Here is a 25,890-nt window from a genome sequence, read left to right as displayed (position 1 = left end):
TCAAGATAGTTGAGTCATTAGCTGTGCCATATAAAGCTCGATTAACTGTTTTACATGACGAGGGTCTTTTCCGGTCAATCCTTGAATTTTGTCTAAACGATAACGCAATGTATTCCGATGAATAAATAAACGATCAACAATTCTTTGCAAATCACCGCCCTCTTCAATGTAAACCCTTAATGTATGGGCGAGCTCTGCTTCTTGTGTCAAAGGCTTGTAAAAGTCAGTCCATCGACTGTTCTTTTCAGCAATTCCCGCCATCATGAATAAGCTTTCCAGCTGATACGATTCAAAGAAATACATACTTTCTTCAGGATCAAGAGCCTTCCCTAACCTCAGGGCATCTCTCGCATGCTGAAAAGAAATTGGCAGCTGGCTGATGTCTTCAGCGACAGTCCCTATCCCCACTAACACTTGGCTTCCTACTGCTCTTTGCATTGTTTTTTGCAGATGACCTGCCGCCTGCTTTACTCGATGTTCAGGTATGGGCTGACTTAAAAGAATCAATTCATGACAAAAGGTCATGCCAAGTAAATCATCCGCATTCTTATCATATTGAATCGCATGCATCAATTTATGAACAGCATCCTCTGAGGATGGAACTGGCTGAAAAACAATAGCCATTCGGCGCTTGTCTAAATCCATCCCCAGCCAAGCAGCTCGATTTTTCAGCTGATGATCCCCAACATCAGAATATGAAATCAACTGATTGACAATTTCACTCTCTATTCGATGACGCCATTGAACCCGCTCAAGCAGAAAAGATTGCTCTAACACCAGTTCAGCTGCCATCTTCACCAGCTCGGCATGATGCCGAATGTCCTCTGGTTCACCAGTAATCCCAATCACACCAACTACTTGTTCATGGAAGCAGATAGGCAAGTTAATCCCAGGTTTCACCCCTTCTAAGCGCAAAGAGGTCTCCTGATCAATTTCCACACTGTTCCCGCTTGTCAGCACAAGCCGTGCACCATCATGTTTCTGGCCAATCCTGTTTCGTTCACCAGAACCAATAATCACACCATCTGCATTCATCACATTGATGTTTTTATGTAAAATATGCATTGTACGTTCAACCATTTCTTGAGCCAATTCACTGGTCAAAAATTGCATTTGCCATCTCCCCTGAAGGTTTTTTTCATTCAATGTATCATAGTGTCTTTGAACAATAAATGCAAAGTGTTTAAAAAACAGCCATTGACAAAGACACCCTGAAAAGTGTTTAATCAAATCAAGAATCGACCGACAGTCTAGTTAAGAGAAAGGATGGCTTTATGAGAACCGTTAAACATCCTGAGGAACGTAAAAATGACATATTAAACGCAGCCGAAGCGCTTTTTTCAACCAAAGGCTATCAGAAAACAACGATTATTGACATATTAAAAGCCGTTGGCATTGCAAAAGGCACCTTTTATTACTACTTTGCATCCAAAGAAGAAGTAATGGATGCCATTATTGACAGGATCATCAAAGAAGATATCATCGTAGCAAAGCGTATTGCAGCTGAGCCAGACCTTCCAGTCGTTGACAAACTATTTCGTATCATCATGGCGCAATCACCTCAGCAAGGAAGTCATAAACAGGGCATGATCGATCAGTTCCATCAGCCTTCTAATGCAGAAATGCATCAAAAAAGCTTAATCAAAGCCATTAAAGAACTATCACCAGTGTTGGCAGATGTCATTCAGCAAGGTGTAGAGGAAGGGACATTCAAAACGAAGTATCCGCAAGAGACGGTTGAATTTCTTCTTGCTTCTGCACAGGTCATATTTGATGAAGGCCTTTTTCAATGGACAGCCGAAGAAAGTATACAACGCGCTTTAGCTTTTATTGATATACTCGAGTCCTCATTGCATGCAGAAAAGGGGAGCTTTTCATTCCTGCTAAAGCGATTATCTGGAGAGCTGGATGAAAATAATCAGTGATTGGTCACTTCAATACCAATCCTGCATACATTATAGACTGACGGTCGGTCTAAAAGGAGAGTGATATTCATGTCTTTGTTATCCAAAAGAGGGTCCTCCCACTTTATCTACCTCGTTCTCGGGCAGATTATTTCCGTTTTCGGATCTTCTCTCATTCGGTTTGTTCTATCTTTACACGTATTGGATATGACGCATCGAGTTGATTTATATGCCTTACTTTTCGCTTTATCCAATATCCCGCTCCTTCTCTCCCCGTTAGCTGGTGCAATCGCTGACCGGTTTAACAGAAGGAACTTAATGATTTTATTTGATGTCCTCACCGGCATGATGATTCTTGCCTTTTATTTTTGGTTATTTTCGGGAAATGATTCACTCTATATGATCGGAGCTGTCATGATACTGCTTGGCGTGATGAGTACGTTCTATGCTCCCGCTGTCATGTCCAGCATTCCACAGCTAATGAAACAAGAGCAATTAGAACAAGCAAACGGCATTGTCAATGGCGTTCAGGCACTTTCAGGTGTTCTCGCACCTATTATCGGAGGAGTTTTATACGGAATGATTGGAAGCCAATCCATCATCGGTGCAAGTGCCATCGTATTTTTTCTATCAGCTTGCATGCTTTTAAGGTTAAACATTTCCTTCTCCCCTAGTCCGCTGACAGAGTCTATGGGCAAAGTGCTCATAAAAGATATGAAACAAGGATTTTCTTATATTGGCAGCCAGCCATTTTTAAAAAGAGCCATGCTGCTTGCTGCAATGTTAAATTTCATCCTTACACCATTTTTTATTGTTGGGGGTCCAATCATTTTAAGGGTCACAATGAAGAGCAGTGACATCATGTATGGAATAGGCATGGGCTTGATTGAGTTCGCTGTCATCGCAGGGGCTCTGCTAGTTGGACTTGTAGCGAAGCATTGGCGCATTCCTACTTTATATCGCTGGCTTCTTGTCATCGCAGTCATCTTGCTGCCTGTGGCGTTCTCAACATCCAAAATAGCTCTTCAATTTGGTACTTATCCAGCTTATTTTCTCTTTTTAGCAGGATGTCTTCCAATTGCTATGCTGCTAACTATGATCTCAATCGTTGTGATTTCACATGTTCAAAAGAAAACACCAAATCATCAATTAGGAAAAGTGATGGCCAATCTGACAATGGTTTCTCAATGTGCTGCTCCGCTTGGCCAAATGATGTATGGATTTTTGTTCAATACGTTTTCAGCCACCATGTATGTGACGGTGCTCATCGTCAGTACTTTCATGTTTGCACTAGCCTGCTTAACAAAAAATATGCTTCAGCATGAAGGAGAAGCAGCCTCATGAGATTAGCGTTTATAAAGAAAGACTTAACCCGACACCGTCTCATTTCAATCGGCTTAACCATTTGCATCATGATGACTTCATTTCTCGCAGCAAGTGCAGCTCAAATGATCGTACAGCTGAATGGTTCCATTTCTAACCTGCTCCATTCTGCCAAAGCGCCAGACTTTGTCCAAATGCATGAAGGCGACCTAAATGAAAAAGACATTGAAGCATTTTCGAGCAAGCAATCCATAGTAAAAGCCCATCAAATCGTCCCAATGATACCAATTGAACATGCAAACATCAGGTTCGGACATGAGCCTGCCAAAGCAGGTGTGATGGATCATTTATTTGTGAAGCAAAATCGCAACTTTGATTTTCTTCTAAATGAACAAAACGAAAAGCTCACTGTCAATAAAGGTGAAGTGGCTGTCCCAATTTATTTTCAACAAAAGTATCAGCTCAATATAGGTGAAACATTACTGATTGAGAAAGGAGCTAATCAATTCCCCTTTCGCATCAAAGCGTTCTTGCGAGATGCACAAATGAACCCCAGTCTTGTCAGTTCAAAAAGATTTCTTCTTCATAACGAGGATTGGGATGCAATAAATCAAGTGTTTCATCACAAAGAGTACTTAATCGAATTTTTACTACATGATGCCGCTCAGACAGATACCTTTCAAGCAATCTATCAATCATCACAACTGCCACAACAAGGTCCATCTGTCACACTACCTTTACTGCGTATGCTGAATGCATTGACAGATGGAATGGTCATTGCCATTCTCCTGCTTGTTTGCCTGCTGCTCATCAGTATAGCCCTTCTCTCACTCCATCTTGCTATGACGGCTTCAATAGAAGAGGATGAACGTGAAATTGGCATACTGAAGGTGCTTGGGATCTCTTTAACAAGAATCAAGCAATTATACGTTGGTAAGTATGCCGCGCTTGCTTGTGCAGGGTGTATAGCGGGATATGTGTTAACGCTTATATTTGGTGATATGTTTACAACCAATATTCACCGTTACATGGGGAATCAGCCTTCTTTTGCTCATTGGTTAATCCCGCTTTTTGTTTCTATTGCGACGGCAATAATCGTCATCTCTTGCAGCTATGCTGTCCTAAGAAAGTTTGGTCAAATATCAGCTGCTCAAGCACTTCAAGGCGTTATCAATTCACCGAGTCAAAAGAAAAGAATACCTATGCATCTTAAGAAAAGCAGGTTCATACCGATCAATATTTGGCTTGGTTTAAAAGACCTGATATCACGAAAGAAGTTGTACACAACGATTTCTTGTATTATTGCACTCTGTACATTTTTAATGCTCATGCCTATTCAGCTATGGCATACCTTACAATCACCGGATTTCATCACATACCTTGGCTCTGGTAAAAGTGACCTTCGAATGGATATACGCCAAGGAAATCATCTAGCGAAAAATACAAACGAACTAGAATCAATGATTCGTCAAGATCAGAGCATACAAACAGCAGCCATCTATAAAACTACTTCTCTTCAGGTGAAATCAAAGGAGAACACATTAGAAACGCTCTACTTAGAAACAGGTGAGCTCTCAGCATTTCCTCTCACCTATTTAAAAGGGCGGCAGCCTTTAAAGAATGAAGAAATTGCCTTATCCGTATTAAATGCAGATTCACTTCAGAAAAAGATAGGAGAAAGAATCACACTCGTGAATAATGGGCATGAAATCCAAAGAACGGTAACAGGTATTTATCAGGACGTAACCAATGGGGGCAAAACAGCAAAAGCAATATCACAGCCATTTCCTCAAACAGCTCTTTGGCAAACCATTCAAATCCAACTAAAGCCAGGAGTAAATATTGCAGAGAAAAAGACAATATTTGAAAAAAAGGTATCTCCTGCAAAAGTGACAGATATGAAAGAATACGTTCATCAAACGATCGGCAGCACAGCAGCTATTGTAAAAGTCATTGCATTTTTTGCTGCATTAGCTGCCTTTGGAACCGCCAGCTTAATGCTATTCATGTTTCTGCACATGTTAAAGGCAAAAGATTCGAGCCGAAACCACATGCTAAGAACAATTGGATTTTCTATAACAGATATAACAGCACAATATATAACGAGTTTTATCGTTGTTCTCTCTTTTGGCGCCCTTATTGGAACAATCGCAGTCAATACCATTGGTCCTGCTTTGATGAGTATAGGTGGAGCATCATTAGGGGCGTCGAGCCTTCAGTGGCTGTCACCGCAATGGGTGTCAGTTGTGTACCCCGTTACACTAGTTATTGTCAATTTAGCTTTGACCACCTGGTTATTGAAGACGTTTTTTTCCAGTCCAACGACAAGGCAAACACTTTTATAAGGAGATGTTTCACATGGAACACTTGATTGAAACGAAGCGATTGTCATTGCATATCGATTCATTAAAAGGACAGAAACAAACGATTCTTAAGAATATTCATTTATCGATAAAGCGTGGAGAATTCGTGACCATTATGGGACCTTCTGGATGCGGGAAAACATCCTTACTTTATCAGCTTAGCGGCATAGAAACAGCTTCAACAGGAGAGATCAAATATAAAGGCCGATCACTATCAGAAATGACAGACAAACAGTTAACTGCTCTGCGCTTAACAGAGATGGGGTTTGTCTTTCAGCACAGCCATTTATTAAAAAATCTTAATCTATTTGACAACATCATTGCTGCAGCTTATTTAGCAAAGAAAAAGCCAAGACAAAAATTGAATGAACGAGCTCAATATTTAATGGAAAAACTTGATATTGATCATTTGGCAAATAGATATTTGACAGAAGTATCAGGAGGACAACTTCAAAGAGCCGCTATCTGCCGAGCGCTCATGAATGAACCAGACATACTTTTTGCTGATGAACCAACAGGTGCTCTTAATTCCAGTACAACGAAGGAAGTGATGAATATTTTTTCAAGAGTACACGCTGAAGGAGCAACACTGCTGCTTGTCACACATGACCCCAAGGTGGCTCTTCGTTCTGAAAAAATCATGTTTATGAATGACGGAGAAATTGCAGACAGTTTACAATTAGGAAGATATGACCTTTCAACTGCCGAGAACCGAGAAATGAGATTAAATCAATGGCTGCAAGATTTAGGTTTTTAATCTGAGTTCAAACAGGCAGAAAACTGCCTGTTCTACTTTTTTTGGCACTCAAAGGAGTAATCCATAGACAAACTATTTGTTTCTAAGATGATTTTGCCGCCAGCTTGTTGACATGATTCTGTCAACAGCTCAATTTCTTTGCCATAAAAGTATCTCTTTGACATATAAAGAGTCACTAAAACAAGTAACAGAGTCGCGATAATGACTGTGATTTGTCTATTTAACTTTGAAATCTTTTTTTCATTTCAACATCCTTTCTAAAGGGCTGAGTTTGTGTTTAATACTTACATTTGGCTGCATCTATCAGTTTCTTATCTCATGATCTAGCAACATCATACATGATTTTCTTTCCTAGATCGACCTTCCATTTTCCCTCTGAAATAGCTAAAACTTCTTTATTTCAAATATACGAGCGATATTTTCGTTCATTATCATAAAATCCATTGTATATATCCCTTTTTTAGATTTCCAAAAAGAGATTTTATTCATTTGTGCTAACAAGCAATCACCCTTACAATATCGTACATCACATGGCCTTAGGTCCTTTTTATTACCTCTTGTCAATCTCTTCACAGAAACGATTATATTTTACCAAAAATTGTGATATCGTTTTTTATGAAACAGGTGAAAGGATCTTAAAGAGGTGAAATTTCCATGGCTATCATTTCTGCTGAACAGGTGGGGAATCGTTTAAATGATTGGAGAATTGCAATTCGCAAGCATGATGTACACAGTGCAAAAGCAATGTATACAGAATTAAAAGAATTACTTCAAAAAATGGAAGAAAATCAGGAAGTCTTGACCTATTACTCATTGCTAGAAGGCAAGTATAAACTCATGTTATATGAACGGAGAGGTACAAAACTGAAGGAACAGCCAGAGCCAGATTGCCCCTCTAAAACAAACGACTTAATTGAATACTACTTTTACCTATACAAAGCCCTTTACGCTTCATATAAAAGAGACTATGCATCAGCCATTGGACTGTTTAAAATTGCCGAGAAAAAACTACAACACATTCCTGATGAAATAGAAGTAGCAGAATTTCATACGAAAATCGCTAACTTATATATGCTGCTTCGTCAAAGCCTGATTTCTCTACACTATATTCAGAATGCTATTGATATTTTCAAAAGTCATGAAGGATATGAGAGAAGACTAGCTGTAGCCTTTGTCATCGCCGCTGCTAATTATATGGACATTGGTGACTTTATAAGAGCAGAAGACTACTACAAAAAAGCATTACACATCGCAGACAGTCTCAACGATCATTTTCTAACATCACAGCTTTATCATAATATCAGCATTTTGTACGCCGAAGCTGGCGAGTCCAAAAAATGTATTGATGCCCTAGAAAAGGCTCTTAGTGATGAAGACTATCTCTCTTCGTGTTACTTTCATCACTCCATGTACATGTTAATGAAAGAGCTGCTTTCTATCGATGAAAGGACACAAGCTCTCTATTACTTCGAATTGGTGAACCAAAAACATGAATCAGAGAAATGCCCCATCTATACAGCAAAAATGAATTTGCTTTACCATCTATACTTCACTGAAGATATGGCTCAAAAAGCTCAAGCCTGTTTCGATGAAATCAGCATTCTTAAAAAATTAAAAGATGCTGAAGGAGTCTGTGAATTAAGTGCATTAGCTGCAAAACACTTTGAAGAGCTGGGAGCCATTCATCAAGCCTATCTCTTTTTAAAGGAAGCTGATCGCATGAAACATCCTATCATTGACTGGGGGAATTCTAATGAAAAAAATGAGTTTATTGATTATCACTTTGACCATCGTTGTTTTAGGACAAACAGGGGCTTTCAATTCATTAAATGATGGCAATCCTGGTACAACAGAACGACCTATCGGAACTTAATATAAACATTGGTCATACAAAGAACCACTCGCCTCATCAAGGCAAGTGGTTCCACATTTATTTTAGTTGCTGATAAGATATGAGGCGGTGTATATGTACCGCAAGATAAGTAAGCTCATCATTAGGAATGACAATACTATGCACCTGTTTAATATAGTCTTTGATCTTAAAAGCAACATCCATCGCTTGAGGATATAAATGTGCAATTTGTTCAAATAACTCATTTTCCTGATCTGATAATAATTTATCAGCATAAAATCTCTCTACAAAGAATTTCACATGTGTAATGAACCGACTGTAATGAATATTCTCTTGATCCATTTCCATATTCAACGTATAGCGCACAAGATTGACAATACTTCCGATCATCTTGGCGTATTTCATACCATCTTTCGACTCGGACTCTTCACCTAATGCATTAATTAAGTGAAAGGCGATATTGGCAGCTTCTTCTTTTGGTAATTGTATGCCCAATGTGTCATTGACTAACTCAAGTGCGTAATTTCCTACTTCAAATTCTTCTGTATAGTAATTTTTGATTTCCCAATACACGCGATTCGTAATATTAATATTCTTTTTATGACGTTCCACTGCAAAATTCAAATGATCCATTAAGGTAAAATAAACACCTGTATTTAAATTTGAATTTAAACGTTTTTCTGCATATTTGACGATTTGCTGAGTTAAATCGATAAACTCCTGAGGCATTGAATCTAACAGTTGAAGAAATTCTTTTGCTCTCATGTTATCGACTGACATAAAGACTTGGTCCGCTTTTTTCTCTTCTATCATTTGACCTGGTTTCTGTCCATAGCCAATTCCTCGGCCGAACAAAACCATCTCCTGTTGGTTCTGATCTTCAGCCAGGACCACACTCGAGTTTAAAACTTTTTTGATTTTAAACATCGTCATCACCTGTTTTCATGATTGTGGTGTTCAATCAAGCGATTCTCCATTCGTCTCAATGACTTTTTGGTACCAATAAAATGAGTCTTTTCGAGATCGTTTTAATGTCCCGTTCCCGTCATCATCTTGATCTACGTGAATGAAGCCATAACGTTTTGACATTTGTGATGTACCTGCACTAATAATATCAATCGAGCCCCAGCTCGTATATCCAAAGAGATCGACGCCTTCTTCAATGGCTTCTCTCATTTGACGGAAATGCTCTTTAAAATAGTTAATTCGATAGTCGTCATGGATTGAGCCATCATTTTCAACTACATCCTTTGCACCCATGCCGTTCTCGACTATGATAAGAGGTTTTTGATAGCGATCATACAATTCGATCAAAGAAATTTTTAGACCAACCGGATCAATTTGCCAGCCCCAGTCAGTTGAAGGAAGATAAGGGTTTTTGACTCCACGAATGGTATTTCCTTCTGTCTCTTCTAATCCTTCTTGGGCTGATTCCGTTAAAGACATATAGTAGCTGAATGAGATAAAATCTACTGTGTTTTCCTTTAAAATGGTTAGATCATCTGCTTCCATTTGAATATGAATATCTTTTCTCTCAAGCATGCGCTTGATCAGCGGTGGATACTCGCCAAATACCTGAACATCTGCATAGAAATAGTTTTCTAAGTTTTGTTTCAAAGCTTGTTCCACATCATTCGGGTGGCACGTATGCGGATACGTTGTCAATTTAGTCAGCATACATCCTACTTGGCTGCCTGGGATGATACGATGGCAATCTGCTGTTACAAGAGCAGATGCAATAAATTGATGATGAAGTGCTTGGTACACCGTCTCTTCCACTTTTCCTTCTGGACAGCGATCAGGAATAATTCCCGCTGTAATGAAAGAGTGGCGGTGAATACTATCAATTTCATTAAAAGTGAGCCAATATTTCACATCATCTTTATAACGTTCGAAACAAACATTGGCGAACTTCACAAAGAGGTCGATTACTTTTCTTTCAACCCAGCCGTTATATTTCACACTAAGGGCTAATGGCATTTCATAATGAGAGAGTGTCACGATCGGTTCTATGTTGTGTTTTTTCATTTCTGCAAATACACGATCATAAAATTGCAGCCCTTTTTCATTCGGTTCCGCTTCTTCTCCAGTAGGGAAGATACGACTCCATGCAATAGAAATGCGAAGTGTTTGAAATCCCATTTCAGCAAAGAGAGCCAAATCCTCTTTATAGTGATGATAGAAATCAACACCTCTGCGCTTTGGGTATTTTTTATCGTCTGGATCTTTCATCGCACGATCTATATTTTCAGTGGTAACAGCAAGATGACCTTCATAATCTTCTACACTCAAGTTGGAACGGTACATTGCAATATCTGCAACAGACGGTCCCTTTCCATCTATATTCCAGGCGCCTTCTGCCTGGTTAGCAGCAATGGCGCCGCCCCATAAAAATCCTTTTGGAAAACCTTTGATTTTTTTCATATGATTAGCCTCCTAATTGTGTAACAACCATCAATGTATCTTGACGATTGACCTCTTGTAATGGCTGTACCTTAATATCATATTGATCTGTATTTGTGACTACAGCAAGAGTTACTGGATCATACCCTGCTTCCATGATTTTTTCTAGGTCAAATTCAATCAATAAATCACCCGCTTGAACACGATCTCCAGCCTGCACCTTTGGATGGAAATACTGTCCTTCCAACTGAACGGTGTCAATGCCGATGTGGAATAATACTTCAACTCCATGGTCCGTCTTCATACCAAGTGCATGGTTTGTTTCGAACAGTAAGGTTACCTCTCCATCTACTGGTGCATAAAGTGCTCCCTTTGAAGGTACAATGGCAATTCCTTCTCCCATGACCTTTGAAGAGAAAATATCATCTTTCACTTCAGATAGAGAGATCATTTGACCAATCACAGGGCTTTTGAATGTTTCTCCTGCTCCAATTTTTTCAGCAAACCCAGCTTGGTCCTTTGTCTTTTCTTCTACAGTTCGATCTTTACCTAATACAAAAGCAGCGATAAAGGCGACAATAAACGAAATGACCGCTCCAATGATAGCAAACATCAAATTTCGCGGGAGCTCATCTGATATAAACATCGACATGCTTGCTAACCCAGGGCCAACAAGCACAAAGGCTTGTATACCAACTAAACCAATGAAAATCCCGCCAACAAACGAACCCATCATAACACTTCCAAGGACTCGCTTATTTTGCAGTGTCACACCATACAGCGCCGGCTCTGTGATGCCAAAAAAGGCTGATATTCCTGCCGAAATGGCTGTTGATCTGAGTACCTTGTCTTTTGTTCGAAGTGCCACAGCAAAACACGCTCCACTTTCCGCGATATTATGCGCAAGTGATGCCGGTAAATAAAGTGCTTCTTTCCCAAGGGTTCCCATCGTTGTGACTGCATAAGGGACCATTGCTTTGTGCATGCCTGAAGCAACCATGAATGGGAGGACCGCTGCTAAAATTGCGACAGCTACCCAGCCTACCGTATTAAACATCGCAAGAATAATAGATGAAAAGCCTTGCCCCGCTGTAAAACCAATCGGTCCTAACAGAAGTAGCGTAACTGGTACAGTAATGACCAATGACATCATCGGAACGAAGAAAATCCGAATTGGTTTTGGTGAAAACCGTGTAAAGAATTTTTCCATTTTCGCGTAAAGCAATACAGAAAGGATTGCCGGAAACACTTGATATGCATAAGCTATATTTTTTACATCGAATGAAAGTAATTGCGCACCTTCTGTAAGCATCGCCGTCATGTTCGGCAGAAGGAGCGCACCGACTGCTGATAGAGCGACCAGTGGATTTACTTTTAGTTTATTCGCCGTCGTTACAGCAACTAGTAAAGGCAGAAAGTAAAGTGGTGCATCACCTACCATGTTCAGTATTTGATAGGTTTGTCCCTTTGCATCCATCCAGCCTAATAAAGAGAAAAGGAGAAGAAATGATTTTAAAATTCCTCCGCCTGCGATAGCTGGTACAAGCGGTTGGAAGACACCGACAATGAAATCTAACAGAACTGTGCCTGCTTTTCTTTTTTCTTTTGGCTGGTTGGATGGCACGTCTTGGCTTGATGAGGTGCTGCCTATTAAACTAGTTACCTTTTGATACACTTCAATGACATCATTCCCAATGACTACTTGGCATTGTCCTGACATTCTGACAGCTATAACACCTGGTGTTTTTTCTAGTGCTGGTACATCTGCTTTTTTCTGATCGATTAGTGTGAAGCGAAGCCTTGTTGAACAGTGTTCAAGGTGCGCAATGTTTTCTTTGCCGCCTACATGCTGTAAAACGTCTTTGGCAACTTGTGTGTAATTCATTTTTTCTTCTCCCCCTTTTCTCATACACGAGACCTATATTTTGGCAACAAAAAAAGGATCTAAAACGACAAATAAAAGAAATTCATCGTTTTTAGATCCTGCCTGCATGACCAGTCACATGTCTAATTTATTCATATTGGATTTGTTTTTAGTATATATTGATTATATGAAAGCGTCAACATTTATTTTTCTAAAAATTATTAAGGTCTTTATACCCAAATCACTCTTCTTTCATTGTTGAAGTAACCTTCCTGTTTTTTTATACAATAAATATCCTTTTATCACTCACCAAAAACTACTTCCATCTAAAAACCAGATAAGTTTAAAATGACTTATCTGGTTTATCATCATCTATTTTTTCTTTTCTTCAGCCTGCTTTTTGAATGCTTCCGTTTGTTCTTGATATTCCTCTTTCGTGACAGCTTTAAATTCTATTGTACCGCCTGCCATTTTAAAAGGAAATTTAATTGATGTTGCATCTCGATCAGTTTCCCCTAAAATAAACCCCTTTTCAATTGCAGGATAAGTACTCAAATCAAACATTATCCCATCTGAAACACCACCGGCTGTATGTTTCGTTTCTTTATATGGTTCACCACCATCTCCTGGGACCGTTCTCATCAAAAAAGAACCTGCCCATTCAGACTGCATATACATCCGTTTTACTTTTAGAAATAGCTGGTATGAACCATCCTCCGCTGTATACAGATAACCATAAGCGCCTGTTACTTTCTTAATAAAGTTTCTTACATAATCATGGAATCTATTCTCAGAGTCCTCCATCAATTCATCATATCGGTCATGAATGTCCTTTTGAACAGCACGTAGTTTTGTTTGATCAACTGCTTTATAGGTGATGCTTTGCTTTTCACCTTGTTTTTTCACAGAAAGATCTTTTTCATCAAGGTGAACTTTATATGTGATCGTCTCTTTCCCTTGCTTCACTTGAAATTCGTAACCGTTTTCAACAGTTTTACCAGTTAATTTATATTTGTTGATAAATAGGTTGGGATCAAAATGTCTTTTTGGGTTTTCCTCCAAAATGGTTTCATTCAGATAACCAGTGACTTTCCCTTTTCTCTCCGTTACCTTGAACCAGTTCACTTGATCCTTTGTCTTATATACAAAGGCGTAATAGTTGTTCAATACACTCTTTTTTGCATTTGCTTGGTATGCTATCCAGCTGACAGCAACGATGACTAGTACCGCTAAAATTGCTACGATCCAGATTTTTGATCTATTCATACATACCTCCTCTGATCATTGATCTGACGGATTTTTATTTTTTCTATCAATATATTGTGATGCATCTCCTAGCGATCTCTTCACCTCCTTCATTGGATTTTTTCTAAAACCTCTTGTATCACCAATGGATATCGCATATTATATATCTAAATGATATATCTTTTAGATAGGTGTGCTGATATGAAAAAATACAATGATACGACGTATGCGATTTTAGGTATTTTAACGACTGATTGTAAGTCAGGGTACGAAGTGAAGCAATTAATTGATAGAAGCCTGCATCATTTTTGGAAAATCAGTTATGGACAAATTTATCCAGCTTTAAAGTTAATAGTCGAGGAAGGCCTTGCGGAAGTTTCACCTGCTGCTACTTCTGGCCGATCAGACAAGCGGGAATATCATTTGACTGAAAAAGGACTGGATACGTTAAGAGAGTGGCTGGCGCAGCCGCTCGATCAATTACCAACAGAGCGTAATGAGGTGTTATTAAAGTTATTCTTCGGTCAATATCTTTCGTTTGAGAAAAAATTGGTGCTTTTACAGGATTATGAGCGGCAGCTCCGTATTCGTTATGAAACTTATGTATCAATTGAACAAAACATTCAAGAGCTTTATCCTGATGAAGCGGATGCGAAGTATTGGCTGTTTACTTTAGATTATGGGAAAAGAGTGGCTCAAGCAGGCATTGATTGGTGCGTGGAAACATTCCATTCGATGAAGAAGGAAGGGTAAATGAATGAAAAAAGACATACGTGCTGGCAGATTTACAACGGACAATTCTGATTCGATTGTTGTATTCATTATCGGAATGAGGATCAACAAACGCTGGGCCATTCATCAATGGCTGCCTGTGTTCATGGCAATGCCTGGCATGATCAAGGAGCTGTATACCCATCAAGATGAGCTTGGGTTTCTTGGAACAGAGAATTACTTCGGATTACGCACGACAGCGATGATTCAATATTGGAAATCAACCGATGACCTCCTTGCCTATGCCAAGATGGAGAAGCATTTGGCTGCTTGGAAAGAATTTAACCAAAGAGCACGAAATAATGAATCGGTCGGAATTTATCATGAAACGTACCAAATTCAAGCCGGCTCGTATGAATCCATCTACGTGAACATGCCTTCCTACGGACTGGGCCAAGCAAAATCCCCTATTTCAATAAGTAAAGGACAACAAACAGCGAAGGAACGCCTGAATACAACAAATTCCTAGAGAGCGATTCTCTAGGAATTTCTTTTTACAACGGTCACAAAATGCTTTAATATGCGGGCTGTTAATCCCCATATGGTGTAGTTTTTGTAATCATAAAACCATTCCTCAATCGAACGGTTTCCCCAGCTGTATTTTTCACCATTCATGATTTTTTCATAAGGGAAGTCCTCGCCTGGTGTTGGCTGAACGGATACATGATGTAAGTACGGCTCATATTGGCTGAGCCATGAAAGAGGCACGGTAAAAGTCTCCTCTACTTCTTCTTGATTAAAGGAGTGTTTCACTTTTTGCTCATCAATGATACCAACATATGGGTATACCACGAAGGATGGAGAAGCGATATAAGGACTAAGCTGTCCAAGGATCTCGACCGATTCTGGCGGAATGCCCAGCTCTTCATGTGTTTCTCGCAGTGCAGCTTCCTGTGCAGTTTCGCTGCCGTCAAGCTTGCCCCCAGGAAAGCTAATATCCCCCGGCTGTTTTCTCATGGTCAACGATCGTACCTCAAATAATATATGCCATTCTCCATTTACTTGCACCAAAGGGATAAGGACTGCTGCTTTGAACGCTGTCTCTTCTCCAATGAACAACGGCTGTGATTGATGTAAGTCATTTTTTAATTGATCAATGAACACGGACATCACCTGTTTTCTGTTTCTCTTTCCTTTAGCGTATCATGGTTCTCCTTTTGAATAAAGATGATCCTTCTGACAATTATTTTTATCATTTTGACAACTTTACTTGTCAAAATGAATATAATGCTTTACAATCAAGGAAAGATTTCAAGCAAAATTGAGGTGACAGAATGAAAAATCGGTTAAAAGAGCTTCGTGCGCGTGATGGTTTAAACCAAACTGAGCTGGCAAAGCGTGCAAAGGTCTCTCGTCAGACCATCAGCTTAATGGAACGAGATGAGTTAATGCCGTCTCTCTTGCTCGCGGTTAAGCTTTCACGAATTTTTCAGGAACCCATTGAACGTATTTTTCTATTCGAGGAGGATGAACTCTCATGAAAACTGTATACAAAATGCTCTTAGGTGCTCTCCTTGGCTTTCTCGGCGCTTACTGTCTGCTGGCAGCTGAATTTGAGATGACACTTCTTGATGTTGCATTTGAAGCGACTCTTGTCATCAGTGGATTGACGATTTTATTGATTATTTATTGTTTTTCAGGGATTTCACGTATGAAAAAAAGAGTATCTCTTTCGGTCTCTGGTGATGAGGAGGATGAACTGGAGGCAAAGCAATATCGGACCTTTACTGATTTGACTTTAGCCAATACGGTAAGTACCATTTTTTCCATTGTTGCCATCGGTATCGCGATCGTCACCGAGCAGCCACTCTGGCTGATTCTCGTCAATGCTGCTTTATTTATCGTCACCGTTATCAGTTCATATATATCGATATCTGTTCTAAAGCTTGTCTACCCTAATCGGAACCTGCCAAGTCTATCTGACAAAGACTACAGTAAAAAGCTGCTCGCCATTTCGGACGAAGGCGAAAAGCATGTGATGCTTGGCGGACTGTTTCATACGTATCAAATGATGAATATCCTATTGACCAGCGCCATGTTTATTTTGATTGTGTATTCCCTTGGAGCCAATCACTCTCAACTGTTCTCGATCATGGTCATTGGGGTTGTTTTGATCATTTTGAATGCAAATTATGTGCTAAAGATTAGAAATCGTTAAATGAACAAAAGCACAGCCTCATGCAAAGGCTGTGCTTTTTCCGTTCATTATGACGCGCGGCGTTTCTTTCGTGCATAAATCAATAGTAAGAAACAAAACCAGACCGGCGTTAATAAGAGCGCGGGGCGTGTTGCATCTGCAAACAGCATGATCACTAGAATCGCAGCGAAGAGAACCAAAACACATATATTCACAAAAGGGGTGAACGGTGCTTTAAAGGTCGATGCTGCATGCAGTTCAGGCTTTGTTTTTTTATATTTCAAATGACAAATTAAAATAATACTCCATACCCAAATGAAACAAATGGCACTGATCGTTGTCACAATACCAAAGGCTTGCTCGGGAATCAGCTTGCTTAAAAGTGCACCGACCGATACCACAATCGTCGAAACGAATAGCGCATTACTTGGGACAGCATGCTTGTTCAACCGTCCAAAGGAAGCTGGACCCTGCTTTTGATGACTGAGATTATACAGAATGCGGCTCGTCGAGAACATGCCGCTATTACAAGCTGATGCCGCAGATGTCAGGACGACAAAGTTGATGAGCCCTGCTGCTACTGGTATCCCAATGAGTCCAAAGGTTTTCACAAAAGGACTTTCTGATGCACTGAGCTCAGTCCATGGGTTAATACATAGTAAGACAAAGATCGCACCCACATAGAAAAATAGAATTCTTAATGGAATCTTATTAATTGCAGAAGGGATGTTTTTTTGCGGATTGGCTGTTTCTGCTGCGGACACACCGACCAGTTCAACTCCCACATACGCAAAAATCACCATCTGGAATGACAGCAAGAAGCCTGTGACACCATTCGGGAATAACCCGCCATGAGACCATAAATTCGTTATCGTCACCGGTCCGGCATCTGTTTGAAAACCAATGATTAAAAGAACAATTCCAACCCCGATCAATAATAGAATCGTAATCACTTTAATGAGTGCAAACCAAAATTCCATTTCTCCGAAAAGCTTTACCGTTAATAGATTCAATCCTAGTAAAATCAACAAACAAATGATGGCAGGAATCCACTGCGGGATGTCAAACCAATACTGCACGTACACACCGACCGCGATAACATCCGCCATCGCTGTCATAATCCAGCAAAACCAATATGTCCACCCTGTTACAAAGGATGCCCATGGGCCGAGATAGTCCTCCGCAATATCGGTTAATGACTGATAGCCTGCCTTCGATAAAAGCAATTCTCCGAGTGCCCTCATGACAAAAAAGATGGCCATCCCGACAATTAAATAAGCAAAAATGATTGAAGGACCTGCCAATTGAATCGCTTTTCCAGATCCTAAAAACAACCCTGTTCCAATGGTTCCGCCAATGGCAATCAATTGCACATGACGGTTTGATAAATCTCGTTTTAATTCTTGTTGTGCCAATGCTAACACCCTCCTACGACACGATCTTATACTGAAATAATGAACCCTTTAAAAAAGTCCATAAAAAAAGAGATTGGATGCGCTCCAATCTCACGGTCATAAAAGAATAGCAAAATAGAGAAAAGTCATACACGGCATCATCCATGCACCACAAATACAATATTTCGTACTCTTCTGTCCTTTTGCCTGAGATTGTGAACCCTTCGGCGCCGCACACACATGCGGTCTCTCCAGAAGCTGCTCCTGCTATAGTGTGACCCACAGCATTCATAGCCTTCGTTATTTAATTAAAATGTTGCTATTTCTGAATAATTTTATATTTTACGCCTCATTCAGAAAGCTGTCAATGGTAATCTTTTATGATTTACGGCGGTACGCATATGTCTTCACTTCATCAATCCCACCTGATTCATGTATAATAAATCAAAAGATGTTCGGCTCGTTTGATGGAGAAATCCCTCTTGATCATGAACAAAGTTAAGCAATCCATGGAAGTTGGTGAAGATAAATGAAAAAAATGAACAAACAGCGTGTTACATTACAGGATGTCGCCAAGCATGCCGGTGTCTCGACTTCAACGGCATCACTCGTTGTTCGAAATAATCCTAGAATCTCTGAAGCCACTCGAAACAAAGTACTGCAATCCATGGAGGACTTAGGATACGTATACGACCGCGTTGCTGCTAACATGCGGTCAAAAAGCTCAAATATCGTTGGTGTGATTGTGACGGATATTTCTAACACCTTTATTTCGGAGTTTTTAATTGGCGTACAGACCACACTTGAATCGCTGGGCTATACTGTTTTACTTGGTACAACCTTTGACAGTGTCGATAAACAGGAGCGGCTCATTTCCACCATGGTAGAGCACCGAGTGGGCGGGATTATTTTAAACCCAGCTTCGAAAAGCTCTGCTCGAACGGTCAAACAATTAAATCAAATTCGCACCCCAAAAGTATTGGCAAATCGTGAATTATCAGACGTGCAATGTGACTATGTCGGTGTTGATTATGAACAAGGTACTTGGATGGCGGTTCATCATCTTCTTCAAAAGGGGCATCGCCGCATCGCTTTTTTAGGCGGCATTAAGACCTCTTCGACTTGGATTGAGCGGATGAAAGGTTTCAAAAGAGCTCATGACGAAGAAAATGTGACGATTGATGAGTCGCTTATTATTGATATAGTACCTACTCGCGAAGGCGGGAAAGAAGCACTCGCCCAAGTGATGGATCAGCCCGAGCCCCCTACTGCTATTTTTTGTTTCAGTGACTTAGTCGCTTTTGGAGTCATTCAAGCACTGTCAGCACGGGGCATCCAGCCTGGTGAAGATATTGATGTCGTTGGATTCGATAATGTTCCTGAAGCGGAAATGTACCATCCGCCGCTCACCACTGTATCCTCCTTCCCCCGATCCATCGGGGTAAAAGCAGCGAACCTTTTATATCATAAAATGAACGAACAGGATGAAGAGCTGCAGCGATTGATTTTAAAGCCTCAACTTCATATTAGAGAAACCTCTCCATCATGATGAAAAAGAGAATTGTGTGCAGCAATTCTCTTTTTTTATTGATCAAGTCAACTATTTCTTTGTTTCATTTTTCTTTTTTTAAATCACAAAGTCATAAACTTGACACATTTAAAATGCAGGAGTATATTTATCTCGTTGCTTCTTTTAGTATATCGTTATACCTATTTCATCATATTATTATTTCTATCAAAAAACAGTTAAAAGTGATTTTTTATGATTCTGATCAAATCATGAAGTTTCACTTCCTAACCAAGGCTGTTATTATTTTTTACATTTTAGTAGAACGATATACTTGATTGAAGAACAGATGAATATTCATTATTTTTTCATCAATCACATAAGGGGTGTTGTGATGGGCTTCATATTATTCATTTTGAAGGAAACAATAACAAAGGGTATACAAAGAATTTGACCTTAAAGGGGTTTCAAATATAGGAGTGGGAACATGAAAAATCCTTATATAAAATCGTCACTTGGCATGTATTTAAATTACTTCATGCTTGGCATGATCAACATTATTGTAGCTTCCAACATGGACAGCTTATCTGAACGCTACCATGTAGATATTCCGAAAATCAGCTTGCTTGTATCTGCGATCGGAATTGGTAAACTCATTGCGCTCTTTTTCTCAGGCCGGTTAGCCGACAGCTGGGGACGTAAGCCTGTCATTATTACAGGAAATTTTCTTTACTTATTATTCTTAATCGGTATTCCAACGACAACAAGTTATACACTGGCATTTATCTTTGCGATTTCAGCAGGTATTGCCAACTCACTGCTTGATTCAGGAACCTATCCTGCTTTGTCAGAGTCATTTCCTAAAAAAGCAAGTTCGGCTTCTGTTTTAGTAAAAGCATCTGTATCCATTGGGGCGACTGTTCTTCCATTTATCTTGGCATTCCTAGTGGCACATGACATCTTCTGGGGCTGGGCGTTCTTTGGACTAGGGCTTCTTTATTTACTCGTAGGGATTTACTTAATCTTTATGCCATTCCCGAACCATAAGCAAGTTTCTTCACAAGACGCTCTTCCAGTACAGGATCAGCTGAAGAAAGAACCAAAAATGCTTGGCGAAGGCTTAGCTGTTGTACTGATGGGATTCACATCGACTGCATTGTTTGTCGTATGGCAGACATGGCTTCCGCAGCTCGGGTTGAAATTAATCGGACTTGGCACAGAACAAGCCACACAGCTTCTATCTTATTTTAGTATTGGTGCACTGGTATCTGTTCTATTGCTTTCGATCGTCTTAGATAAATTCATTTCACCGATTATGGTGGCGATCATTTATCCAATTGGTGCGTTCCTTGCAATGCTTTCACTTTTCCAAATCGAAACGTACAGCATTGTCATTGTCAGCACCTTCTTCTTAGGACTATTTACAGCGGGAATCTTCCAGCTGGCGATGAGTATTATGATGAAATTGTTCCCGACAAACAAAGCAACGGCTTCATCCTACGTCAACATTGCGGCAAGCTCAGCGTTTATTCTCGTGCCGCTCATTACAAGTGGATTGGTCAGCTCGTACGATATTAAAATGACGTTATTTTTCGATATGATCATTGCGGTTATTAGCGTATTACTAGCGGTCTTTGTTCTTGGACGCATGAAAAAATTATTTAGATAATTAAAGGAGATGTCAATCATGACAAACATACATGAACGAAATATTGATGGAAAAACAAAATTAGTCGGTCTTCTTGCTACACCAATCGGACACAGCCTTTCACCACGTATGCATAACCTTGGCTATACACTAACAGGTATCAACTATGCTTACCTCGCATTTGAAGTAGGGAATGATGAACTAGAAGCAGCCGTAAACGGTATGAAAGCAATGGGTGCAGCTGGATTTAACGTCTCTATGCCGAACAAAATGAAAGTACTAGATTACTTAGACGAACTAGATGATTCTGCAAGATATACACGTGCAAGTAACACTGTAGTAAACAAAGATGGTAAGCTCATCGGCTACAACACAGATGGTCTTGGATATGTGAGAAACTTAATTGAACATGGCGTTGAATTAGCCGGCAAAAAAGTCACACTTGTTGGCTCTGGCGGCGCTGCGACTCCGATTGCGATTCAGCTTGCACAGTCCGGCATCCGTGAAATTAGCATTTTTGCTCGTAATGATCAATACTTTGTTCAAGCGGAAGAAAATGTAAATTACATCAATAACGAAATGAAATCTTTCGGTGTCAAAGCAAACATTTTCCCACTTGAAGACAAAGACGCATTCCGCCGTGAAGTAGCAGAAAGTGCGATCCTGGCAAATGGGACAAGCCTTGGCATGAAACCACTAGATCAGCTCAGCATTATCGATGATACACTTGATGTACTTCGTGAAGATTTGATCGTGACAGATGTTGTATACAACCCGCAAAAAACAAAGCTTCTTGCACAAGCACAGGAAGCTGGCGCCAAAACCATTAACGGTCTTGGAATGATGCTATGGCAAGGTGCACTTGCTTACAAACTCTTTACTGGTGAAGATATGCCAGTTGATCAAGTAAAACAAATTCTGTTTGAAAATGACCGTTTCTAAAACAAAAAAGACAAAGGGCTAAAATGATGATCATTTTAGCCCTTTTTTTATGTTTAGCGTGATAGGAACGAAACGAATTTAACATTCGTGAGTACCGGCGCAGAGACCTGTCTACACGCTGAGACGACTTCCTGCGTAGGTCGTCTTTTTTTAATCATGTACCATGACTTGGCGGTATCGATACAGGATATACAGTGCGCCGATAATGGCCGCAACAGCCACCACTGCATCGAACATAAAGATTTGTAAAATGGACGCGTGACTCTGAATTAAACCTGTTACGACCGGGATGACGATAGCCGACACGCCGCCCGCTGTAGAGATAATCCCAGTCATCGTCCCTTTGTTTTTCCAGAAGAATTCAGCCATCACAGTTAACGTCAGCTGAAAAACTCCTGCCGTTGAAAATCCCAATACAAAAGCATTGACGGTTCCTATAACTGGTGATTTCACGACCAAGAGCACACAAATGGAAACAAGTGTAATGATTGGATAGATCAGCAGTACAGTGACCGGCCGGACAAAACGGCGCAGCAGAAACGCGAGCATCACGACAGACAGCAGCCCGCCCATGCTATAGTAACTGAGCAATTTCACAGCACTGCCAGATGTCATCCCCAAGATGGCCTCACCGTACGTAGGAAGCCAAATTTGCGGCAGCGCATACAGTCCATTTGACGTAAAACTGATCACAATGAGTGCGATCCCTTCTCTCCAAAATGTAGGCTCTGTCGAGAAGCGCGGAAGTCCGTCATGCTCCGTTACCTGGACTTGCTCCACCTTGCGATGATTCGGAAATGGCAAGGTCCACAGCATCAAGACATTCACAAGATAGATCAGAGCAGGAACAAAAAATGCCATTCCATAAAACAAATCATGCTCTGCTAAAAAGAAAATCGCCAGTGGCAAAATGGTTGCCCCAATGGAGATAAAGGCCTTCACCATCACATTCGCAGATCCCGAGTTTTGCGGAAAAGCCTCCATTAACGCAGGATACGTTCCTGCATCCATTGCCGAATTCGCGACCCCTGCCAAAATCGCAAACGCAAACGCAATTTGATAATTCGGAGACAATGGGATTCCGATGAGGAACACCGCCATCAGCACACCAGAAACCAAAATGACCGGTTTTCGCCCAAAACGATCTGACAGTACGCCTGATAAACCATACGTGAGCACCCTACCAATGCCAAGCGCCGAAATCATATAACTAATTCCCGCACTATTTGTATCTAACTGTTTGATTAAAAATGGCATATTTGAAGCCAAAATAATATTGACCATACCTAATAAAAAGTAATTAATATACAGACTAGAAGCCGTTCTCACATACGGATTCCTCATCCTGACACACCCCTCAATACCATCGCAATGAAGTGACAAATAATGGTTACGCTTACAAGATCTCATATGTGAGGAAGAACAGCTTTGCAGCCTTCACGTTCATACATCTCATCATGTCATGCAGCTCACAGCTTACACGCCCTTCATGTATCAAGCATTTCTTCAATTTTTCACTGCTCTTATTTTATACGAATGCGAAAGGTAAAGATAGTGAATTGCTTAAATTTGAAGGGAATTCATTGATCAAGCGTATGACACCATCGATAGAAAAAAGGAGTGGTTAACTGCCACTCCTTAAATGGTGTCTCAATTCTTTTCATCGTTCATTCATTTAACATTTGTACAGACTTTTCAATATGCTCTTGATAGTGTTCTCCATGTATTTGGATTTTATGTTCTCTCGATTGAAGGAAAGCAAATACCTTCTGACAAAACAATTGATTTTCTTCAATATCTAAAAAGGGGTGTTCTGGAAGTGTCATATAGCTTAATTCGTTTATTAAGTGTTTTCTTCTGCTTTTTCTTTTTAAGGTTTTGATTTTTGATTTTCTGTTGTTATTCATAGAAATCACCATTTTAGGGTTACCGTACTTTTTGTATTCAAACATCTTCAGATTTCTAATTAAACAAAAGCACTTGTAGCCTGAAGGACTAATCAAGTGCCTGAATCATTATGTTTCTACTCGTCAATAGCAATATTTAATCTTCAAATATTTCTGGTATTTTCTCTTTCCAAATCAACAAAAGCTCTATGAATTCCTTCGTTTCAATTTTATTTTCATGAGGTTTTTCAATCCTATAATGATGTTCAACTATTGTTTCATTTTTTTTTGATAATTACACTTGTAGCATTCAATGTAATTTCAAAGTTTTCGTATTCTCCATCTGTAACATTTTGAATATATCCTAAATACTCATCCGCTTCTTCTACTGTTGAAATATCTTGTATAAAATCTGCGAAAATACTCATTTCTTCTGGGAGTATTATTGCTAAGTTACCAAATTGATTTTCCTTAAATTCATATGAATACTTCATATAAGTTAATACATTCATACTAAAGGTTTATAGTGACTAATTTATACAGTCCAACTCGTCATCTGTTTCAAAGCCACAAAATTTAATCTTCATTTATTTGCTCGTCAACTTCTTCTAGATACTTTTCTGTATCCAAATAAGATTCAATAAGATTATCTAAAAATTCAACACTAACCTCTCGACTATCTTCATAAATATGCATTCTAGCTCCAGCTTTTTCTAGTAAACTGATCATATTTTTCATCTCTTTTAATTCATCAATATCTAATAAATTATAAGATAAAATAAAATCATTTTTATTTATTGCTTCTTTTATTTCAGAAATACTTTTATCTGTATGTTTTCTTAGAATCGAGATATATTTGATTTGATTATCATCTTTCTCTATTCGCATTTTCATTTTAGGCATTTATTTTCTCCTCCATAGTTTAGAAATCGTCAATAGGTTTAATTCTTTCTCCAGGCAGACTGTTCTTCCAATTACCTCCATGCCAACCATTAAAATGTTCATTTGGTGTAGCTGGATATATAATTTCACCTTTGTTCGCTAAATGTGGATATTGTGATGCACTGTAAGAATGGTGACCTTGCACAGTTTTTCCATCTACTTTAGGCTTCTTACCATTTAGAATATCACTTAATTGCTGCTTATCCCAGTTTCTGGTTGGTTCCTCTTTATTCAAAATCCTTTGACGTTCCTGATACCAAAACTCATTCACACCAGTGTTTCTATGTTTGGCAAACTTTTTATTCCATTTATAATTTTCGTATTCTAATTTCGTAATCGTCCTATTCTCAAATTTGTCTTTCAACTCTTTCATCTTCTTAGCGCTTAACTGCTTTCTTTGTATAGGGTGCTTCCTTAAATCTAATCCCTTGGTTCTTTCTGCTATAATTTTCTCAGCAACTTTTTGTTCACCGATCCTCAGACTACCACTGATGCTCTTTTTACCAAACGGCAAAAGCATCCCCAGCGCCGCATTCATACTCGCTTCCTGCTGTTCTTTCGAGATCTTGTTTCCAAACATGTCTCGGCCTGTGATCGCTTCGCTGAATCCGTTGGTGGCGGTGAGTCCATATAAACCTTTTTGAGATGTTTTCAGGGCGTCAAAGGATTTTTGTGATGTCTTGTAAATGTCGACTGCCCTAACTGCGGCTGATGTGGCTTGGGTGGTTTTATAGACAGCTTTTCCGCCTTTGAAAATGCGGCCTGCCCAACCGACGATTGGGATGTAGCCTGCGGCTGCCATGCCTCCTGCCGCGACTCGCTGGCCTGCGGTGAGTTCCTCGCCTGTGATTGGATCAACGCCTGTTGCGGCACGTTTTGCATCGTTCACGCCAGTCAGTTCATTCACGATGTTTCCACCATAATCGAGGGCTTTTTCATACCAAGGGCGGTT

At 39.8% G+C, this 25,890-nt stretch carries 23 protein-coding genes, 1 pseudogene and 1 riboswitch; of the genes and pseudogenes, 12 read left to right on the top strand and 12 right to left on the bottom strand.

The features are described from left to right. Window positions 1–1,113, bottom strand: coding sequence for a CdaR family transcriptional regulator (locus tag EV579_RS10060; protein ID WP_133744356.1), 1,113 nt, complete (start codon window positions 1,111–1,113; stop codon window positions 1–3). A gap of 161 nt (window positions 1,114–1,274) precedes the next feature. Here EV579_RS10060 and EV579_RS10055 point away from each other — a divergent pair, with 161 nt between their 5' ends. From EV579_RS10055 to EV579_RS10030, 5 genes are all read left to right on the top strand, one after another. Next, window positions 1,275–1,925 carry a TetR/AcrR family transcriptional regulator gene (locus EV579_RS10055; RefSeq protein WP_044334868.1) on the top strand — a complete coding sequence of 217 codons (651 nt, stop codon included), beginning with the start codon at window positions 1,275–1,277 and terminating at the stop codon, window positions 1,923–1,925. Between the two features lie 69 nt (window positions 1,926–1,994). Then, entirely contained in the window at window positions 1,995–3,248 is a 1,254-nt protein-coding gene (locus EV579_RS10050; protein WP_044334866.1) for an MFS transporter, read from the top strand. After that, a complete protein-coding gene (locus tag EV579_RS10045; protein ID WP_133744355.1) occupies window positions 3,245–5,572 on the top strand; it encodes an FtsX-like permease family protein in 2,328 nt (775 codons plus the stop codon). Before EV579_RS10050 ends, EV579_RS10045 begins: the two co-directional genes overlap by 4 nt. A 13-nt stretch (window positions 5,573–5,585) precedes the next feature. Continuing rightward, window positions 5,586–6,347 carry an ABC transporter ATP-binding protein gene (locus tag EV579_RS10040; protein WP_133744354.1) on the top strand — a complete coding sequence of 254 codons (762 nt, stop codon included), beginning with the start codon at window positions 5,586–5,588 and terminating at the stop codon, window positions 6,345–6,347. A 654-nt stretch (window positions 6,348–7,001) separates the two neighbouring features. Further along, window positions 7,002–8,180, top strand: a complete 1,179-nt coding sequence (locus EV579_RS10030) for a Rap family tetratricopeptide repeat protein (RefSeq protein ID WP_133744353.1) — start codon at window positions 7,002–7,004, stop codon at window positions 8,178–8,180. A 97-nt stretch (window positions 8,181–8,277) separates the two neighbouring features. Here EV579_RS10030 and EV579_RS10025 read toward each other — a convergent pair whose 3' ends face one another. The 4 genes from EV579_RS10025 to EV579_RS10010 form a co-directional block, all read right to left on the bottom strand. Next, window positions 8,278–9,126, bottom strand: a complete 849-nt coding sequence (locus tag EV579_RS10025; protein WP_133744352.1) for a PRD domain-containing protein — start codon at window positions 9,124–9,126, stop codon at window positions 8,278–8,280. A gap of 30 nt (window positions 9,127–9,156) precedes the next feature. Beyond that, window positions 9,157–10,623: a glycoside hydrolase family 1 protein gene (locus EV579_RS10020; RefSeq protein ID WP_073208070.1), complete on the bottom strand. Its 1,467-nt coding sequence runs from the start codon at window positions 10,621–10,623 to the stop codon at window positions 9,157–9,159. Window positions 10,624–10,627: 4 nt separating this feature from the next. Then, on the bottom strand, window positions 10,628–12,487 hold the full coding sequence (locus EV579_RS10015) for a beta-glucoside-specific PTS transporter subunit IIABC (protein WP_103131829.1): 1,860 nt from the start codon (window positions 12,485–12,487) through the stop codon (window positions 10,628–10,630). 351 nt (window positions 12,488–12,838) lie between these two features. Next, window positions 12,839–13,732 (bottom strand): hypothetical protein, encoded by an 894-nt coding sequence (locus tag EV579_RS10010; protein ID WP_056765255.1) that lies wholly within the window; start codon window positions 13,730–13,732, stop codon window positions 12,839–12,841. 180 nt (window positions 13,733–13,912) lie between these two features. Between EV579_RS10010 and EV579_RS10005 the strand changes: the two genes are divergently transcribed. Further along, complete coding sequence (locus EV579_RS10005) at window positions 13,913–14,464, top strand: PadR family transcriptional regulator (protein WP_024423982.1); 552 nt, start codon at window positions 13,913–13,915, stop codon at window positions 14,462–14,464. A gap of 4 nt (window positions 14,465–14,468) precedes the next feature. Continuing rightward, window positions 14,469–14,951: a DUF4188 domain-containing protein gene (locus tag EV579_RS10000; protein WP_122632014.1), complete on the top strand. Its 483-nt coding sequence runs from the start codon at window positions 14,469–14,471 to the stop codon at window positions 14,949–14,951. An 11-nt stretch (window positions 14,952–14,962) separates the two neighbouring features. Here EV579_RS10000 and EV579_RS09995 read toward each other — a convergent pair whose 3' ends face one another. Next, on the bottom strand, window positions 14,963–15,586 hold the full coding sequence (locus tag EV579_RS09995; protein ID WP_122632015.1) for an NUDIX hydrolase: 624 nt from the start codon (window positions 15,584–15,586) through the stop codon (window positions 14,963–14,965). 170 nt (window positions 15,587–15,756) lie between these two features. On the opposite strand from EV579_RS09995, the gene EV579_RS09990 reads away from it, so the two are divergent. Both EV579_RS09990 and EV579_RS09985 read left to right on the top strand, forming a co-directional pair. Next, window positions 15,757–15,963 (top strand): helix-turn-helix transcriptional regulator, encoded by a 207-nt coding sequence (locus EV579_RS09990; RefSeq protein WP_003215336.1) that lies wholly within the window; start codon window positions 15,757–15,759, stop codon window positions 15,961–15,963. Then, window positions 15,960–16,640, top strand: a complete 681-nt coding sequence (locus tag EV579_RS09985) for a DUF3169 family protein (RefSeq protein WP_024423985.1) — start codon at window positions 15,960–15,962, stop codon at window positions 16,638–16,640. Before EV579_RS09990 ends, EV579_RS09985 begins: the two co-directional genes overlap by 4 nt. A gap of 47 nt (window positions 16,641–16,687) precedes the next feature. Here EV579_RS09985 and EV579_RS09980 read toward each other — a convergent pair whose 3' ends face one another. Next, complete coding sequence (locus EV579_RS09980) at window positions 16,688–18,034, bottom strand: amino acid permease (protein WP_122632016.1); 1,347 nt, start codon at window positions 18,032–18,034, stop codon at window positions 16,688–16,690. 164 nt (window positions 18,035–18,198) lie between these two features. After that, window positions 18,199–18,278: riboswitch (glycine riboswitch) on the bottom strand. Between the two features lie 264 nt (window positions 18,279–18,542). On the opposite strand from EV579_RS09980, the gene EV579_RS09975 reads away from it, so the two are divergent. The 3 genes from EV579_RS09975 (at window position 18,543) to EV579_RS09965 (ending at window position 22,110) form a co-directional block, all read left to right on the top strand. After that, on the top strand, window positions 18,543–19,562 hold the full coding sequence (locus EV579_RS09975; RefSeq protein ID WP_122632017.1) for a LacI family DNA-binding transcriptional regulator: 1,020 nt from the start codon (window positions 18,543–18,545) through the stop codon (window positions 19,560–19,562). A gap of 445 nt (window positions 19,563–20,007) precedes the next feature. Further along, a complete protein-coding gene (locus EV579_RS09970) occupies window positions 20,008–21,189 on the top strand; it encodes an MFS transporter (RefSeq protein ID WP_024423989.1) in 1,182 nt (393 codons plus the stop codon). An 18-nt stretch (window positions 21,190–21,207) separates the two neighbouring features. Then, entirely contained in the window at window positions 21,208–22,110 is a 903-nt protein-coding gene (locus EV579_RS09965; RefSeq protein WP_024423990.1) for a shikimate dehydrogenase, read from the top strand. Window positions 22,111–22,260: 150 nt separating this feature from the next. Here EV579_RS09965 and EV579_RS09960 read toward each other — a convergent pair whose 3' ends face one another. From EV579_RS09960 to EV579_RS19280, 5 genes and pseudogenes are all read right to left on the bottom strand, one after another. Continuing rightward, window positions 22,261–23,454, bottom strand: coding sequence for an MFS transporter (locus tag EV579_RS09960; protein WP_103131835.1), 1,194 nt, complete (start codon window positions 23,452–23,454; stop codon window positions 22,261–22,263). A gap of 323 nt (window positions 23,455–23,777) precedes the next feature. Next, on the bottom strand, window positions 23,778–24,062 hold the full coding sequence (locus EV579_RS09955; protein WP_202037076.1) for a YxiF family protein: 285 nt from the start codon (window positions 24,060–24,062) through the stop codon (window positions 23,778–23,780). 91 nt (window positions 24,063–24,153) lie between these two features. Next, window positions 24,154–24,490: pseudogene (locus EV579_RS09950) on the bottom strand (tRNA-Val4). A gap of 82 nt (window positions 24,491–24,572) precedes the next feature. Further along, window positions 24,573–24,899, bottom strand: coding sequence for a hypothetical protein (locus EV579_RS09945; protein ID WP_044336021.1), 327 nt, complete (start codon window positions 24,897–24,899; stop codon window positions 24,573–24,575). 19 nt (window positions 24,900–24,918) lie between these two features. Continuing rightward, the coding region (locus EV579_RS19280) for a pre-toxin TG domain-containing protein (RefSeq protein ID WP_279586123.1) at window positions 24,919–25,890 on the bottom strand (972 nt) is incomplete at its 5' end.

This window comes from Bacillus sp. BK450 (genome assembly GCF_004364885.1).
Classification (GTDB): Bacteria; Bacillota; Bacilli; order Bacillales; family Bacillaceae; genus Bacillus; species Bacillus safensis.
The sequence above is the reverse complement of the archived record's forward strand: the minus strand, read 5'-3'. Positions and strand labels throughout refer to the sequence as shown.

Excerpts from the sequence above, each read along its gene's own strand:
- EV579_RS10005 (WP_024423982.1), top strand. The coding sequence starts at position 13,913 with ATGAAAAAATACAATGATACGACGTATGCGATTTTAGGTATTTTAACG.
- EV579_RS09975 (WP_122632017.1), top strand. The coding sequence starts at position 18,543 with ATGAAAAAAATGAACAAACAGCGTGTTACATTACAGGATGTCGCCAAG.
- EV579_RS10000 (WP_122632014.1), top strand. The coding sequence starts at position 14,469 with ATGAAAAAAGACATACGTGCTGGCAGATTTACAACGGACAATTCTGAT.
- EV579_RS10025 (WP_133744352.1), bottom strand. The coding sequence starts at position 9,126 with ATGTTTAAAATCAAAAAAGTTTTAAACTCGAGTGTGGTCCTGGCTGAA.
- EV579_RS09970 (WP_024423989.1), top strand. The coding sequence starts at position 20,008 with ATGAAAAATCCTTATATAAAATCGTCACTTGGCATGTATTTAAATTAC.
- EV579_RS09955 (WP_202037076.1), bottom strand. The coding sequence starts at position 24,062 with ATGTTTGAATACAAAAAGTACGGTAACCCTAAAATGGTGATTTCTATG.
- EV579_RS09960 (WP_103131835.1), bottom strand. The coding sequence starts at position 23,454 with ATGAGGAATCCGTATGTGAGAACGGCTTCTAGTCTGTATATTAATTAC.
- EV579_RS10020 (WP_073208070.1), bottom strand. The coding sequence starts at position 10,623 with ATGAAAAAAATCAAAGGTTTTCCAAAAGGATTTTTATGGGGCGGCGCC.
- EV579_RS10045 (WP_133744355.1), top strand. The coding sequence starts at position 3,245 with ATGAGATTAGCGTTTATAAAGAAAGACTTAACCCGACACCGTCTCATT.
- EV579_RS10050 (WP_044334866.1), top strand. The coding sequence starts at position 1,995 with ATGTCTTTGTTATCCAAAAGAGGGTCCTCCCACTTTATCTACCTCGTT.
- EV579_RS09990 (WP_003215336.1), top strand. The coding sequence starts at position 15,757 with ATGAAAAATCGGTTAAAAGAGCTTCGTGCGCGTGATGGTTTAAACCAA.
- EV579_RS10010 (WP_056765255.1), bottom strand. The coding sequence starts at position 13,732 with ATGAATAGATCAAAAATCTGGATCGTAGCAATTTTAGCGGTACTAGTC.
- EV579_RS09985 (WP_024423985.1), top strand. The coding sequence starts at position 15,960 with ATGAAAACTGTATACAAAATGCTCTTAGGTGCTCTCCTTGGCTTTCTC.
- EV579_RS10030 (WP_133744353.1), top strand. The coding sequence starts at position 7,002 with ATGGCTATCATTTCTGCTGAACAGGTGGGGAATCGTTTAAATGATTGG.
- EV579_RS10060 (WP_133744356.1), bottom strand. The coding sequence starts at position 1,113 with ATGCAATTTTTGACCAGTGAATTGGCTCAAGAAATGGTTGAACGTACA.
- EV579_RS10040 (WP_133744354.1), top strand. The coding sequence starts at position 5,586 with ATGGAACACTTGATTGAAACGAAGCGATTGTCATTGCATATCGATTCA.
- EV579_RS10055 (WP_044334868.1), top strand. The coding sequence starts at position 1,275 with ATGAGAACCGTTAAACATCCTGAGGAACGTAAAAATGACATATTAAAC.
- EV579_RS09945 (WP_044336021.1), bottom strand. The coding sequence starts at position 24,899 with ATGCCTAAAATGAAAATGCGAATAGAGAAAGATGATAATCAAATCAAA.
- EV579_RS09965 (WP_024423990.1), top strand. The coding sequence starts at position 21,208 with ATGACAAACATACATGAACGAAATATTGATGGAAAAACAAAATTAGTC.
- EV579_RS10015 (WP_103131829.1), bottom strand. The coding sequence starts at position 12,487 with ATGAATTACACACAAGTTGCCAAAGACGTTTTACAGCATGTAGGCGGC.